The sequence below is a fragment of the Kitasatospora griseola genome (assembly GCF_014648555.1).
Taxonomy (GTDB): Bacteria; Actinomycetota; Actinomycetes; order Streptomycetales; family Streptomycetaceae; genus Kitasatospora; species Kitasatospora griseola.
In genome coordinates this window covers 110,825-124,633 of sequence record NZ_BMRI01000015.1, presented here as the reverse complement: position 1 = coordinate 124,633, position 13,809 = coordinate 110,825, and the positions used below count along the sequence as shown (strand labels likewise).

Annotated in this window: 12 protein-coding genes, 1 tRNA gene and 1 pseudogene; 4 read left to right on the top strand and 10 right to left on the bottom strand. The window is 70.5% G+C overall.

What is annotated here, in order from left to right; all coding sequences use genetic code 11:
• The 3 genes and pseudogenes from IEZ12_RS38790 to IEZ12_RS20630 all read right to left on the bottom strand — a co-directional run.
• Nucleotides 1–372: pseudogene (locus tag IEZ12_RS38790) on the bottom strand (ABC transporter permease); the annotation flags it as partial.
• Between the two features lie 225 nt (nt 373–597).
• A complete protein-coding gene (locus IEZ12_RS20635; RefSeq protein WP_100588626.1) occupies nt 598–900 on the bottom strand; it encodes a GroES family chaperonin in 303 nt (100 codons plus the stop codon).
• A gap of 137 nt (nt 901–1,037) precedes the next feature.
• Complete coding sequence (locus tag IEZ12_RS20630) at nt 1,038–1,379, bottom strand: DUF3618 domain-containing protein (protein WP_043914136.1); 342 nt, start codon at nt 1,377–1,379, stop codon at nt 1,038–1,040.
• Nucleotides 1,380–1,532: 153 nt separating this feature from the next.
• Here IEZ12_RS20630 and bcp point away from each other — a divergent pair, with 153 nt between their 5' ends.
• Nucleotides 1,533–2,006 carry a thioredoxin-dependent thiol peroxidase gene (gene bcp / locus IEZ12_RS20625; RefSeq protein ID WP_043914138.1) on the top strand — a complete coding sequence of 158 codons (474 nt, stop codon included), beginning with the start codon at nt 1,533–1,535 and terminating at the stop codon, nt 2,004–2,006.
• A gap of 72 nt (nt 2,007–2,078) precedes the next feature.
• Here the strand turns inward: bcp and IEZ12_RS20620 are convergent, their stop codons facing one another.
• Both IEZ12_RS20620 and IEZ12_RS20615 read right to left on the bottom strand, forming a co-directional pair.
• Nucleotides 2,079–4,442, bottom strand: coding sequence for a chitinase C-terminal domain-containing protein (locus IEZ12_RS20620; RefSeq protein WP_229847733.1), 2,364 nt, complete (start codon nt 4,440–4,442; stop codon nt 2,079–2,081).
• 290 nt (nt 4,443–4,732) lie between these two features.
• A complete protein-coding gene (locus IEZ12_RS20615) occupies nt 4,733–7,009 on the bottom strand; it encodes a glycosyl hydrolase family 18 protein (protein WP_189273428.1) in 2,277 nt (758 codons plus the stop codon).
• Nucleotides 7,010–7,213: 204 nt separating this feature from the next.
• Between IEZ12_RS20615 and IEZ12_RS20610 the strand changes: the two genes are divergently transcribed.
• Nucleotides 7,214–7,297: transfer RNA gene (locus IEZ12_RS20610), tRNA-Leu, on the top strand.
• Nucleotides 7,298–7,369: 72 nt separating this feature from the next.
• Here IEZ12_RS20610 and rdgB read toward each other — a convergent pair.
• The 4 genes from rdgB to IEZ12_RS20590 all read right to left on the bottom strand — a co-directional run bounded on the left by rdgB (nt 7,370) and on the right by IEZ12_RS20590 (nt 9,630).
• Nucleotides 7,370–7,975 carry an RdgB/HAM1 family non-canonical purine NTP pyrophosphatase gene (rdgB, locus tag IEZ12_RS20605; RefSeq protein WP_043914141.1) on the bottom strand — a complete coding sequence of 202 codons (606 nt, stop codon included), beginning with the start codon at nt 7,973–7,975 and terminating at the stop codon, nt 7,370–7,372.
• Between the two features lie 26 nt (nt 7,976–8,001).
• A complete protein-coding gene (locus IEZ12_RS20600; protein WP_189273426.1) occupies nt 8,002–8,397 on the bottom strand; it encodes a hypothetical protein in 396 nt (131 codons plus the stop codon).
• Between the two features lie 131 nt (nt 8,398–8,528).
• Nucleotides 8,529–9,254: a ribonuclease PH gene (rph, locus tag IEZ12_RS20595; RefSeq protein WP_100588621.1), complete on the bottom strand. Its 726-nt coding sequence runs from the start codon at nt 9,252–9,254 to the stop codon at nt 8,529–8,531.
• A 142-nt stretch (nt 9,255–9,396) separates the two neighbouring features.
• Nucleotides 9,397–9,630: a PTS sugar transporter subunit IIB gene (locus IEZ12_RS20590; protein ID WP_014135942.1), complete on the bottom strand. Its 234-nt coding sequence runs from the start codon at nt 9,628–9,630 to the stop codon at nt 9,397–9,399.
• A 364-nt stretch (nt 9,631–9,994) separates the two neighbouring features.
• Between IEZ12_RS20590 and IEZ12_RS20585 the strand changes: the two genes are divergently transcribed.
• Nucleotides 9,995–11,287: a PTS transporter subunit EIIC gene (locus tag IEZ12_RS20585; RefSeq protein WP_189273424.1), complete on the top strand. Its 1,293-nt coding sequence runs from the start codon at nt 9,995–9,997 to the stop codon at nt 11,285–11,287.
• Nucleotides 11,288–11,504: 217 nt separating this feature from the next.
• The gene (locus IEZ12_RS20580) at nt 11,505–12,746 is read left to right on the top strand and encodes a PTS transporter subunit EIIC (RefSeq protein WP_189273422.1); all 1,242 of its coding nucleotides are present in this window, start codon (nt 11,505–11,507) and stop codon (nt 12,744–12,746) included.
• Between the two features lie 44 nt (nt 12,747–12,790).
• Here the strand turns inward: IEZ12_RS20580 and IEZ12_RS20575 are convergent, their stop codons facing one another.
• A complete protein-coding gene (locus IEZ12_RS20575) occupies nt 12,791–13,738 on the bottom strand; it encodes a LuxR C-terminal-related transcriptional regulator (RefSeq protein ID WP_189273421.1) in 948 nt (315 codons plus the stop codon).
• Nucleotides 13,739–13,809: the final 71 nt, after the last annotated feature.

Sequence of the window (13,809 nt, the reverse complement as noted above, 5' to 3'; positions counted from 1 at the left end):
CGCGCCCCTGGTCAGCAGCTGGAACCCCGCCCGCCCCAGGTCCGTCGCCAGCCACCACCCCTGGAAATCCACCGGCCGGTACAGGTCGATCGCGATGTCCCCGCTCCGGAACCGCGCCTGCACGTCGTCCTGGAACCCGCCGCCCCACACCGCGACCGTCACCAACAACGCCTGACTGATCCAGACATACGTCACCGCCTGCCGCGCGTCGTACCCACCCAGCCCCGGCCTCGCGTGCCACAACGCGAGCATCACCGACGCCAGGATCCCCCCGAACACACTGTTGGTGACCACCCCGGCCACCGTCGCGGCCCGGTACGTCGAATACCGCCGGAACGCGCCGCGGGCGACGGCCGAGTAGACCCCGAACATTTCGACCGTCTCCTTGTTCGCGGGCGGGTGCGAAAACAGGGGCGCGTGGGGGTACCTCCCGGCCCGCCAGGGCTGGGGGAGAACTGCGCGACCAGCCATGCACCGTCCGCAAGGTCGCGAGCAGTGTTCAAGTCATTGCCCGCATCGCGATCTCACGGTTGGGCGCCTTCCGTTTCGCGCAGTTCCCCGCGCCCCTGTTTTCGCGCCCGCCTGCGCTCGCTCCTCCTACAGGTACAGCCCCGTCGACCCTTCAAGATCCCCGAAGCGGCCCGCCGCCACCGCGTGCAGGTCGCGTTCCCGGAGCAGGATGTACGTCGCGCCGCGGACCTCCACCTCCAGCTTGTCCTCCGGGTCGTAGAGCACCCGGTCGCCCGGCTCCACCGAGCGGACGCTCTGGCCGACGGCCACCGCCTCGGCCCAGGTGCAGCGGCGGGACAGTTCGGCGGTGGCGGGGATCAGGATGCCGCCGGTGGAGCGGCGTTCGCCCTCCCCGGTCTCGGTCCTGACGAGGACCCGGTCGTGCAGCATCCGAATCGGAAGCTTCTCCCCGAGCCGGTCGTGTCTGCTCTGCGCGTCGTTCTCACTCACGCTCCGACCGTACCGGACCGCGAAAACGGCGGGGTCCCGGGCACCGAAACCCGGGATCCCGCCGTCCGCAGGCGCTGTCAGCCCTTGCGGCGCCGCTTCGCGGACGCGACGAGCAGCACCACGCCGATGCCGACCAGCGCGACCGGCACGATCCGCTCGGGCCGGGGCCGCCCGTCCTCGTCGACGAACTTCGACGTGACCTGCTCGACGGCGCCGCTCGCGGCGACGTACGCCTTGCCGGCCTTCTGCTCGACCGCCGCACGCAGCTTGGCCTTGGTCTGGGCGGCGACGGTGGCCGGGTGCACGCGCATGGCGAGCTCGTCGAGGGTCGCGGCGAGCCTGTCCCTGGTCCCGGCGATGTCCGCCTCGATCTGGGCCGTCGTGCGCGGTGCCGACGTGTCCTTGCTGCTCGCTGCCACTGGGGCCACCCCTTCTCTGTTACCGCTAGGTACGTCTCTGCACCGACAGTCTGTCAGCTCGCCGTCGCGCTCGCGCAGCGCCACCCACCAACGGAGGTAGGTTGGCTGGCAGCACGAGATCCCCGTCCTGGCTCAGAGGAGAGAAGCACCATCGTGAGCGAGCGCCTGCAGGCGGGCGACACCGCCCCCGCCTTCACCCTGTCCGACGCCGACGGCAACCAGGTGTCGCTGGCCGACCACCTGGGCCGCAAGGTGATCGTCTACTTCTACCCGGCGGCGCTGACCCCGGGCTGCACCAAGCAGGCCTGCGACTTCACGGACAACCTGGAGGTCTTCGCGGGCGCGGGCTACGACGTGATCGGCATTTCGCCGGACAAGCCGGAGAAGCTCGGGAAGTTCCGCGAGAAGGAGGACCTGAAGGTGACGCTGCTGTCCGACCCCGAGCACCGGGTGCTGGAGGCGTACGGCGCGTACGGCGAGAAGATGAACTACGGCCGCACCTACCAGGGCGTGATCCGTTCCACGGTGATCGTGGACGAGCAGGGCAAGGTGGAGCGGGCGCTGTACAACGTCCGGGCCACCGGCCACGTCGCGAAGCTGCTGAAGGACCTGAAGGTCGGCCAGTAGCCGGCCGCACGGAAGCGGTGGCGGCCGACCCCCCGACCGGGTCGACCGCCACCGCCGTTCATGGGCTCGGGATCAGCAGGTCCCGAGGTCCGTCCAGACGCCCCAGGCGCCGCTCAGCGACGGGTCCTCGCCCGCGGTCCACCACTTGTTCTGGTAGTAGTGGCCCTTCCACGACACCTTGGTGACGGTGGCGTAGGTGGTCCCGGCGTTCCAGCTCGGCGCACCCGAGCAGGTGCCGGCGGACGCCGACGGCGAGGCCGACTGCGAAGCCGAGGCGCTGGCGGAGGCCGACGCGGACGGCGAGGCCGACTGCGAGGGCGAGGCCGAGGCGGACGCGGAGGCAGACGCGGAGGCCGAGCTGCTGGGCGACGGCGAGCCGGTGCTCGCGGTGGTGCCGCGGGTGTAGTCGCCGGCGATGCCGTACAGGGTGCCGCCGACGTTGACGGTCCAGTTGGCGGGGGTGGAGACCGGCAGGTAGTAGACGAAGGCGACGTCCACCGAGGCGCCGGGCGCCAGCGACTGCCAGGTCGGCAGCTTCAGCGAGACGCGGTTGTAGGTGCCCTTCAGGCCGCCGATGTTGTTGCCGGTGTGGTCGGCCCGGATGACCTTGGAGCCGAAGCCGGACTGGTCGGCGGCGTTGCTGGGCGCGGAGTTCGAGTAGTCGAACTGGAACTCGGTGCCGCCCGGCAGGGTGACGGTCGAGTTGTTGACGATGTGGATCTTCGGGTTGATCGGGTAGTTGTTGTCGCCCAGCGCGAAGTTGGTGAACGACACGTCGATCGGCAGGGTCTGCTGCGGCAGCGCGATGGTGGAGCGGGTCGCGCCGTACGCCGAGGCCGACTTGAACTTGTCGTACAGCAGCGACGTCATGGTGTTGCCCTGGACGTACTCGCCCTTGCCGCCGTTGGCGGTGGCGTCCCACTTGTAGTCGCCGGCGAGCTCCCAGATCATCGCGCCGCCGACGCCCTGGTTGACCACGTAGTCGGCCTTGGCGCCGATGGACTGGTCGTCCTCGGTGGAGAGGAAGACCTTCTTGTCGGCGTTCCACAGCCACGGCGAGGCCAGGGCCGCGCTGTAGTTGCGGGAGTAGCTGCCCTTGAGCGAGGTGTCGCTGACGCCGTACTTGGAGAGGTAGTCCGGCACGACGCCGTTCTCCAGGTTCTTGGCGTGCCACATCGGGTTGGAGCCGGCCGGCGACTCCTTGCCGTTGTCGTCCAGGTCGTGCCAGATGTTGTCGATGCCGACGGCGCCGTCACCACAGGTGGTCAGACCGGAGCCGGCCGGACAGTTGGTGGTGGAGGCGGTGCCCCACAGGCCGTTGGTGCCGCCCTGCACGTTCTGGAAGCCGCGGGTGTAGTACGGCACACCGAGGTTGATCCGGCCGGCCGGCATCGCGCCGCGGAAGTAGTGGACGGCCCAGTCGCCGTTCAGGTAGCCGATCCCGCCGTACTGCGAGGTGCCGTACACGTTGGCGGCCGCCAGCTCGGCGTCCTTGCCGTCGTCGTACAGCGCGGCGTTCGGGCCGACGTACTTGTTCCACGCGCCGTGCAGGTCGTACGACATGATGTTGACGTAGTCCAGGTACTGGGTGACCTGGAAGGTCTCCATGCCGCGCAGCAGGTAGCCCGAGGACGGGGCGGCGACCGACAGCAGGTAGTACTTGCCGTCGGCGGCGGAGGCCCGGTCGAGCTTCTCGCGCATGGTCTTCATCAGCGCCGCGTAGCCCTTCATCAGGGACGCGCGCTTGGCGTTGGAGATGGAGTAGTCGAGCGGGTTGCCCGCGTCCTTCATCGAGGTCGGGTACTCGTAGTCGAGGTCGACGCCGTTGAAGCCGTACTTCTTGACGAAGTTGACGGCGGAGTCCGCGAAGGTGTTGATGCCGGCCTGGTTGACCGACCCGTCCGCGTTGACGGTCATCGAGTAGAAGCCGCCGGAGTCGACCCGCTTGCCCGAGTCGTCGAAGTAGCCGCCGGTCTCGGCCCAACCGCCGACCGAGACCATGGTCTTGACGTTCGGGTACTGCTTCTTGTACTTCGTCAGCAGGTTGAAGTGGCCCTTGTACGGGAGCGACGGGTCCATCTCCGCGCCGGCCACGCCCGGGAAGGTCATCCCGGTGGAGGCGTTGTTCGGGCCGTCGGTGCCCACCGAGAGGGTGTTGTCACTGGCGACGTGCGCGAACGCGTAGTTGAGGTGGGTGACCTTGTCCCACGGGATGTTGTTCACCAGGTAGGCGGGCGTGCCGTCCTTGCCGGTGCGCCAGCTGGTGAAGTAGCCGATGACGCGGCGCTGGTGGTCGGCGCCCATCTGCTCGCGGCCGTTGGTGTCGTAGACGTTGCAGTAGGGGACGTCTACGCCGGGCGTGGTGTACATGCCGTCGGGGCGGCACGCCTGGTTGTCGACGGCGGCTGCGGACGGCGCGACGCCGAGCGTGCCCATGAGCAGGCCCGCCAGCCCCGCCGCCGCGGTGGCGGCGAACGCCACCTTGCGGCCGGTCTTGTGACGGCCGACAGCGGTGGGGCGCTGCGCCGTGGTGTGTCGGATCAACACTCGGTCCTCCAGGAGAGAGTGTCGCGTGCACGCCCGTGGGAGGGCATGCACATGTGGGGGAAGTTCCGCCGAACTTAAAAGGTCTGGACCACCCGCGTCAACAGGTCTGTACCAACTTGGCAAGAAAGGCCGAATCGTCCGCACTCGGACGATCCGGCCCTCCCCAGGGAGAGTTGACGCTACTTCATGCTTCCGCTCATCGCGTTGACCAGCGTTCCGGACGGGTCGTCGCCCTCCAGCGAGTAGGCGAAGATGCCGCCCAGGCCCTTGCCGGCGGCGTACGCGCCGCGCGCCGCGATGGCCTGCGGGGTGTCGCCCGTCCACAGGTTGACGCCGTCGTAGATCCACGAGCTCTGGGTGGTCGGGTCCCAGTGCACGGTGGAGCCGGTGGTCTTCCCCGCCGCCGCCAGCTCCTTCCAGAACGCCACGCCGGCGGTCTGGCTGGTGCTCTGGGCGCCCGCCGGGCCGGTCGCGGCCCGGTACAGGCCGTAGGTGAAGCCGGCCTGCACGCCGGTCCAGCCGCGGAAGTAGAACGGCACGCCGAGCGCCAGCTTCTTCGCCGGGAACCCGCCCTTGATGCCGTACGCGGGAGCGCCGGCCAGGTAGGCGTTGACCGCGTTGTCCACGGTGTACTTCTGGGCGCCCGGGGCGACCACGTCGCTCGGGTCGTCCGGGCTGTCGTACAGCGGGTCCTGGAGGTTGGTCGGACCGGTGGCGTCCCAGGCGCCGTGCATGTCGTAGGACATCACGTTGCCGTAGTCCAGGTACTTCCCGATCTGGTCGGTCTGCAGCAGCGCGATCTTGTCCTGGCCGCTCGGCAGCGCCGCGGTGAGCAGGTACTTCTTGCCGACGGTCTGCCCGTAGGCGTCCAGCTGGTTGCGGAACTCGGCCAGCAGGGCGGTGAAGTCGGCGGTGTCGGCCGCCGCGTAGTGGTTGCCGGTGTGGCCGCCCGCGGAGGCCGGGTACTCCCAGTCGATGTCGATGCCGTCGAAGACGCCCATCGCGGCGGCGGCGCCGCCGGTGATGTCGCCCTGGATCGAGGGCAGGTTGCCCTCGATGAACATGTCGATGCAGGAGGAGACCAGCTTCTTGCGGGAGGCGTCGGTGGCCGCCGCGTCCGAGAAGTACTTCGAGTAGGTCCACCCGCCCAGCGACATGGTGATCCTCAGGTTCGGGTACTTCGCCTTCAGCTCCCGCAGCTGGTTGAAGTTGCCCTTCAGCGGCTGGGTCCAGGCGTCGGTGGTGCCGTCCACCGAGATGTCCGAGGTGTAGCCCTTCTGGTAGTCCGCGAACGCGTCGCCCGCGCCGTCGCCGGCGCTCGGGTTGTTGTCGTTGGTGTCCGCGGCCTTGATGGTCTCGAAGCAGCTCAGCGTGGACGGGTTGATGTTGGCGAACGCGTACGTCATGGTGTTCAACCCGCTCGCCGCGCCGGTGGCCGCCATGGTGGACGGGTAGTACTTGTTGCCGTAGATCCCCCACTGCGCGAAGTACGCGGACTTCAGCGGCCCGGTGGGCGCCGCCCCGGTGGTGACGGTGACCGGCGCCGAGTACCCGCTGCTGTGGCCGTCCTTGTCGTAGCCCTGCACGGTGAAGGTGTAGGTGGTGTTCGGCAGCAGCGAGGAGACCGTCACCGAGGTGCCCATCGAGGTCGCGGTCTGCACGCCGCCGGAGAAGATCCGGTACACCGCGCTGTTGCCGTTCTGCGCGTTGTCGGTGGAGGCGTTCCACTTCAGCGTCACCGCGGTGTTCGCCACGCTCGCCGTCAGCCCGGTCGGCGTGGTCACCACCCCGTCCCCGCCCGGCGACCCGGTCGCGGAGGAACCGGCCGACGGCGAGGCGCTGTTGCTCGGCGAGGCCGACGCCGACGCCGAGGCGGACGGACCCGTGCTCGCCGACGGGCCGGTGGAGCCCTGGCCGCCGGGGCCGGTGAGGGTCAGGTCGTCCGCGTAGTACGTGCCCTGGCCGTACCAGCCGTGGGTGTAGACCGTCACCGAGGTGGTCGACGCCCCGGTGGTGAAGGTGGTGCTGCGGTTCACCCAATCCGTGCTGGAGCCCCAGGAGTTGGTGTCGGTGGTCCCGGTGCCGGTGACGCCCAGGTAGGCGTAGCTGCCCTTCAGCCAGCCGCTCAGGCTGTACGTGGTGCCCGGGCTGACCGCGACGGTCTGCGAGCACTGCGCGGTGTCGGACGCGGAGGCCGCCGCCTGCAGCGCGTAGCCGCCGGCGTGCGGGGCGGTGGAGGTGGTCGAGCCGAGGCCGCCGGAGCAGCTCCAGCCGGTCGGTGCGCCGGTCTCGAAGTCGCCGTTGGCCAGCAGGTTGACGGTGGCGGCCGAGGAGGCGCCGCCGATCACGGTGACCAGTCCGGCGGCTCCGACCACCAGTGCGGTCGCGGTCGCCAGCGCGGTGCCGGTCCTCGACGGACGTCGGCCGGGCCGGCCGACGGGTGCGCGTTCGGGCATGGGTCGCTCCAATGTTCGCGCCCGGCAGGGGGACCGGACGCCGTGGGGGAGGAATGACGCGGCGCGAACGTACGTGGTCTGGACCACACTGGTCAATAGGTCTGTACCAATTCTCAGCCGGTCCCGGCGCGGCCCGAACGCCGCCCGAAAGGGTGGTGCACGCCGAGGTGACGGACAAGTAGCATGACGGGGAAGTCGCTGCCTGCGGTCTTGGCGGAATTGGCAGACGCCCGGGTTTTAGGTGCCCGTGAGAGCAATCTCGTGAGGGTTCGAGTCCCTCAGGCCGCACCGGAGTTCAGATGCGCGCGAGGCCCGCCCGGAGCATTCCGGACGGGCCTCGCGCGCGTTGTTCCCGCGGCCTCAGCCGAGCAGTTCGGCGACCACCGGGGCGAGCGAGCGAAACGCCTGGCCGCGGTGGCTGATCGCGTTCTTCTCCTCGGCGCTCAGCTCGGCGCAGGTCCGGCTCTCGCCGAGCGGCTGCAGGATCGGGTCGTAGCCGAAGCCGCCGCTGCCGGCCGGCTCGGTGCGCAGCGTGCCGTGCAGCCGGCCCTCGACCACCCGCTCGGCGCCGTCGGGCAGCGCGAGCGCGGCGGCGCAGGCGAAGGACGCGGCGCGGTGCTCGGCCGCGATGTCGCCGAGCTGGGCGAGCAGCAGGTCCAGGTTGGCCTTGTCGTCGCCGTGCCGGCCGGCCCAGCGGGCGGAGAAGATGCCGGGCGCCCCGCCGAGCACGTCCACGCACAGCCCGGAGTCGTCGGCGACGGCCGGCAGCCCGGTGGCGCGCGCCAGCGCGTGCGCCTTCAGCAGGGCGTTCTCGGCGAACGTCACGCCGGTCTCCGGAACGTCCGGCACCTCGGGGAAGGCGTCCGCGCCGACCAGTTCGACGTCCAGTCCGGCCGCGCCGAGGATGTCGCGCAGCTCGGCGACCTTGTGCTGGTTACGGGTGGCGAGAACGAGTCGCTTGGTCATGCCGCAAGCCTAACCACCCGCGGTACTCAGCCCGTGCACACCTTGCTGACCCGCCCGGCGGCGTCCCCGAGCGGCCCGAGGTCGGGCGTCTCGTTGTTGTCGACGGCCTTCTGCACCTTGTCGACCTGGGTCTGCAGGTCGCCGACGGCCTTGGCCAGGTCGGCGTCGCTGGAGTTGCGGCCGATCTTGTCCAGGTCGCCCTTGATCTTCTGCACGGCCTTGCCGGCGGCGACCGGGTCCTTGTCGGCGTTGTTGTAGGCGCTGCCGAGCTGCGCCACGTCGGTGGAGAGCTGGACCGCGGTGTTGGCGCAGCTCACCGCCTTCTCCGCGGCGGAACAGCTGACCGCGCTCAGCGGCAGGATCAGCACCATCGCGGCGACGGCGAGCGCGGTGGTGCGGTTGATGCTGAGCGGCTGCTGCATCGGCGAGTCCTCCAGGAGGGTGTGCGGGCTCACAGCGAACGTTAAGGGTCTGCCCGCGTGCCTGTACAGCACACGCGGGCCGGTCCTTCGCTTCTGACGGCCGTTCAGCCCACCGCGGTTCCCGGGACGGGTTACAGCTCCAGGGCCTTGCGCTGGATCTCGTCCAGCTCGGCGCAGCCCAGGCTGCCCAGGTCGAGCAGCTGGTTGAGCAGGTCGCGGTCGAACGGCGCGCCCTCGGCGGTGCCCTGGACCTCGACGAAGCGGCCGTCGGAGGTGCAGACGATGTTCATGTCGGTCTCCGCCCGCACGTCCTCCTCGTAGCGGAGGTCGAGCATCGGGACGCCGTCGATGATGCCGACGCTGACCGCGCTGACCCCGCCGGTGATCGGCTGCCCCTTGGCGCGCAGCAGCTTCTTCTCGCGGGCCCAGGAGACCGCGTCGACCAGCGCCACGTACGCGCCGGTGATCGCCGCGGTGCGGGTGCCGCCGTCGGCCTGGAGTACGTCGCAGTCCAGCACGATGGTGTTCTCGGCGAGCGCCCGGTGGTCGACCACGGCGCGCAGCGAGCGGCCGATCAGCCGGCTGATCTCGTGGGTGCGGCCGCCGATCTTGCCGCGCACCGACTCGCGGTCGCCGCGGGTGTTGGTGGCGCGCGGCAGCATGGCGTACTCGGCGGTGACCCAGCCCTCGCCGCTGCCCTTGCGCCAGCGCGGGACGCCCTCGGTGACGCTGGCGGTGCACAGCACCTTGGTGTCGCCGTAGGAGACCAGGACGGATCCTTCGGCGTGCTTGCTCCAGCCCCGTTCGATGGTGACGGGGCGGAGCTGGTCGGGGGTGCGGCCGTCGATGCGTGACATGCGAACGAGCGTATCCCGTCCGGATCGCCGTCCCGCCCCCGTCCCCGGACCCGCCCCGTTCCGGAACCCGTCCCCGGACGTGCGACGGCCCGCCGCCGGCAGCTTGCCGGGGGCGGGCCGTCGGGGCCGGCGGGGGCCCGTCTCACATCATGTCCTCGATCTCGGCGGCGATCGGGTCGGCGTCGGTGCCGATCACGACCTGGATGGCCGTGCCCATCTTCACCACACCGTGGGCGCCGGCCGCCTTGAGGGCCGCCTCGTCGACCTTGGAGGCGTCGTGGACCTCGGTGCGCAGCCGGGTGATGCACCCCTCGACCTCGTCGATGTTCTCGATACCGCCGAGACCGGCGACGATCTTCTCAGCCTTGCTGGCCATGGTCTTTCTCCCTCTGTCTCGGCGCATCGGCGGTCGGTCGCCGGGTGCCGTCCTGCGTGTGCGGTGGTACCGGCCGGAAGTGAATCGGGATCAGTCTGCCGCGCCTTCCGACGGCGCGACCAGCATCACCCGATTCCGGACGGTATGCCATGTTGGTCCACGTTCGGACCAGCTCCGCGCGCGGTCCGCTCCGGGGCCGCCCGAGGATGACGATCACCGGGTGCTCGAACCCGGCGGACCGCCCCTGGCCCAGAACTGGTCTACACCAATTGTAGGTGTACTCGGACAACGCCGGACGGTCCACCGGTGTTCCTGGCCCACCCGCGGACGGACCGGGACCGGACGGAAGCACGGAGGCCGACGAATGAGTTCAACGGGCGCCACGGCCAACCAGAGCACCTGGTGGCACACCTTCTACGGCGGCCTGCAGAAGATGGGCCGCAGCCTCCAGCTGCCGGTCGCCGTGCTGCCTGCCGCCGGCATCCTCACCCGGTTCGGCCAGGACGACATCTTCGGCAAGGACGGCCTCGGCTGGGACCGGGTCGCCACGGCCATCGCCGCCGCCGGGGGCGCGCTCCTCGACCCGGCCCTCGGCCTGCCGCTGCTGTTCTGCATCGGCGTGGCGATCGGCATGGCCAAGAAGGCGGACGGCTCCACCGCGCTCGCCGCGGTGGCGGGCTTCCTGGTCTACTACGCCGTCCTGCGGGCCTTCCCGAAGGCCTGCCCGGCCCCCTCGGTGCTGGAGCAGACGATCTGCATCGACTTCGAGGCCAAGACGGCCGTGAAGGTGGACTTCCAGAACCCCGGCGTGCTCGGCGGCATCCTGATGGGCCTGTTCTCGGCCTGGCTGTGGGTGCGCTACCACCGGGTCAGGCTGGTCGACTGGCTGGGCTTCTTCAACGGCCGCCGCCTGGTCCCGATGATCACCGCCCTGGTCGGCCTGCTGTTCGGCTCGCTGATGGTGTGGATCTGGCAGCCGATCGGCACCGGGCTGGCCGACTTCTCCAAGTGGCTGTCCGACCTGGGCGCCGGCGGCGCCGGCATCTTCGGCGTCGCCAACCGCGCCCTGCTGCTGGTCGGCATGCACCAGCTGCTGAACACCTTCGTCTGGTTCCAGTTCGGCACCTTCACCAACCCGCACACCGGAAAGACCGCCACCGGCGACATCGGCCGCTTCCTGGCCGGCGACCCGACGGCCGGCCAGTTCCTCTCCGGCTTCTTCCCGATCATGATGTTCGCGCTCCCCGCCGCCGCGATGGCCATCGCCGCCTCCGCCAAGCCGCACCGCCGCAAGGAGATCTACGGCCTGATGACCTCGGTCGCGCTGACCTCCTTCGTCACCGGCGTCACCGAGCCCATCGAGTACTCCTTCGCCTACGTGGCCCCGCTGCTGTACGGCATCCACGCCCTGCTCACCGGCGCCTCGATGGCCGTCACCTGGGGACTCGGCGTCCACGACGGCTTCAGTTTCTCGGCCGGCCTGATCGACTACGTGATCAACTGGAACCTGGCCACCAAACCCTGGCTGATCATCCCGATCGGCCTGTGCTTCGCGGTGGTCTACTACGCGGTCTTCAGATTCGTGATCGTCAAATTCGACCTGAAGACACCAGGACGCGAGGAGGAGGGCGAGATCGAGGACCCCACCAAGGCCTGACGAATTCGCCCCGAACGCCCCCGGTGGGAGACAATTCCCGTCCGGGGGCGCGGTGTTGTCCGACGCCTGACGGCGCGTCGGCCGATCCGGGGTTTCCGCTCCGCCTGCCGGAGGCGACCTTCGGAGGGTTCCGGAGCCTGTTCGGCGCGTGCTAGAAACGGGACCGGGCCACCAGTGGTCTAGACCAGGATCGCGCTGCCGTGAGGAACCGCCCGCTATGAGTACGACCGCACCGAACTCGCTGGCGGCACCGGCGGGACGGGGCCTGCGCACCCGGGCCTTCCCCGCCCTGCAGAAGATCGGCCGCAGCCTCCAGCTCCCGATCGCCGTCCTCCCCGCCGCCGGCATCCTGCTGCGCCTCGGCCAGGACGACGTCTTCGGCCCCAAGGGCCTCGGCTGGACCAAGGTCGCCGAGGTCTTCGCCGCGTCCGGCCACGCCGTGTTCGACTGGATGCCGCTGCTGTTCTGCGTCGGCATCGCCATCGGCTGCGCCAAGAAGTCCGACGGCTCCACCGCACTCGCCGCCCTGGTCGGCTTCCTGACCTACCACCAGGTGCTCACCGCCTTCCCCAAGACCGACTACCAGGTGCTGCCCGGCAAGGACGTCGCGGCCACCTACCAGGACCCCGGCGTCCTCGGCGGAGTGGTCGTCGGCCTGCTCTCCGCCCTCCTGTGGCAGCGCCTGCACCGCACCCGGCTGGTCGACTGGCTGGGCTTCTTCAACGGCCGCCGGCTGGTCCCCATCGTGATGGCCTTCGTCGGCACCGGACTCGGCGTCTTCTTCGGCCTGTGCTGGGGCCCGATCGGCGTCCTCGTCGACGACTTCAGCAACTGGGTGATCGGCCTCGGCGCGCTCGGCTCCGGCGTCTTCGGCCTGGTCAACCGGGCCCTGCTGCCGTTCGGCCTGCACCAGATCGCCAACACCTTCTTCTGGCAGCAGGCCGGCAGCTACACCGCCGACGGCCACACCGTCCACGGCGACCAGACCCGCTTCTTCCAACTCGACCCCAGCGCGGGCCAGTTCATGTCCGGATTCTTCCCCGTCATGATGTTCGGCCTGCCTGCCGCCGCCCTCGCCATCGCCCACTGCGCCCGCCCCGACCGCCGCCGCGCCGTCCTCGGCATGATGATCTCGCTCGCCCTCACCTCCTTCGTCACCGGCATCACCGAGCCCATCGAGTTCGCCTTCGTCTTCATCGCCCCCGCCCTCTACGCCGCCCACGCCCTCCTCACCGGCCTCTCCATGGCCGTCACCTGGGCCCTCGGCGTCCACCACGGCTTCACCTTCTCCGCCGGCGTCATCGACTACGTCCTCAACTGGGGCTACGCCACCAGACCTTGGCTGATCATCCCGATAGGACTGGTGATCGCGGTGGTCTACTACACGGCCTTCCGCTTCGTCATCCTCCGCTTCGACCTGAAGACCCCCGGCCGCGAGGAAGAAGACTTCGAGGAGTGACCCCAGGAGGCGCCCCGCCGGCCGGTCGGACGCGGAGGCGCCCCTCAGATCCACCCCAGCCTCGAAGCGTGAACCCCCGCCTGGAACCGCGACTGCGCCCCCAGCGCCGCCGTCAGATCCGCGACCAGCCTCCGCACCGTCCGATCGGAGATCTCCAGCTTCCGCCCGATCGCCTGATCCGTGAGCCCCGCCGCCAGCAGCCGCAGCACCTCGCGGTGCCGGTCGTCGGGCGCCGCCCGGCCCAACAGCGCGGGCGGGACCCAGCTCGCCGCCCAGAAGTGCTCGAAGAGCTCGCGGACCACCGACACCACCGCCGGATCGCGCACCACCACCGCCGCGGTGCCGGGCGGCTCGCCGGGCGCGGGCAGGACGGCGAGGTGGGAGTCGACCACGATCAGCCAGAGCGGCAGCGTGTGCGCGACCCGGATGCTCGCGCCCGCGGCGGTGAGCGCCTGGACGTGGGCGAGCACGGCCGGCTGCCGGAGTGCGGCGGCGGGGTAGATGGTGCGCAGCGCCACCCGGTGGGCGAGGGCGATCCGTTCACGGGCGAGCTTCTCGGCGAGGCCGGTCTCGGACTGGTCCTGGCCGGGCCGCAGCGACAGCGCCTCGGTGCGGGCGGCCCGGGCGGCGTCCTCCAGCAGGGCGGCGATCCGGTCGGGGCCGCGGACCAACTCGTGGGCGGCGGCGGTGCGCAGCGGCAGGTAGTGGCGGTGCAGGTGCTCGACCCGCTCGTGGGCGCGGCGGGCCTCGCCGAGCAGCGCGGTGAGGCGGTGGTCGGAGTCGGCGAGCAGGTGGCGGACGGCGGTGTCGACGGAGACGGCGGCCACGCCGCTCGCGGTGGCGGTGGTCGCCTCCAGCAGTCCGAGGGTGTGCAGGTCGTCCAGCGCCCGGGCGAACTCGCCCTCTTCGCAGCCGAGTTCCTCGCGCAGCCGGTCCAGTGGACAGCCGGGGTCGGCGAGCAGGCGGGCGTACAGGGCGGTGCTGGTCTCCACCCTTCCGGAGCCTAGGCCCGCGACCGGTGGGCGGACGCCCCAGTTCCACCATCCGAGACGACTGCGCCGGT

Bases quoted from the DNA above. Each gene is read 5' to 3' on its own strand.
- IEZ12_RS20585 (WP_189273424.1), top strand. From the start codon at position 9,995: ATGAGTTCAACGGGCGCCACGGCCAACCAGAGCACCTGGTGGCACACC.
- IEZ12_RS20600 (WP_189273426.1), bottom strand. From the start codon at position 8,397: ATGCAGCAGCCGCTCAGCATCAACCGCACCACCGCGCTCGCCGTCGCC.
- IEZ12_RS20590 (WP_014135942.1), bottom strand. From the start codon at position 9,630: ATGGCCAGCAAGGCTGAGAAGATCGTCGCCGGTCTCGGCGGTATCGAG.
- IEZ12_RS20635 (WP_100588626.1), bottom strand. From the start codon at position 900: ATGCTGCACGACCGGGTCCTCGTCAGGACCGAGACCGGGGAGGGCGAA.
- IEZ12_RS20615 (WP_189273428.1), bottom strand. From the start codon at position 7,009: ATGCCCGAACGCGCACCCGTCGGCCGGCCCGGCCGACGTCCGTCGAGG.
- rdgB (WP_043914141.1), bottom strand. From the start codon at position 7,975: ATGACCAAGCGACTCGTTCTCGCCACCCGTAACCAGCACAAGGTCGCC.
- IEZ12_RS20580 (WP_189273422.1), top strand. From the start codon at position 11,505: ATGAGTACGACCGCACCGAACTCGCTGGCGGCACCGGCGGGACGGGGC.
- rph (WP_100588621.1), bottom strand. From the start codon at position 9,254: ATGTCACGCATCGACGGCCGCACCCCCGACCAGCTCCGCCCCGTCACC.
- IEZ12_RS20620 (WP_229847733.1), bottom strand. From the start codon at position 4,442: ATGGGCACGCTCGGCGTCGCGCCGTCCGCAGCCGCCGTCGACAACCAG.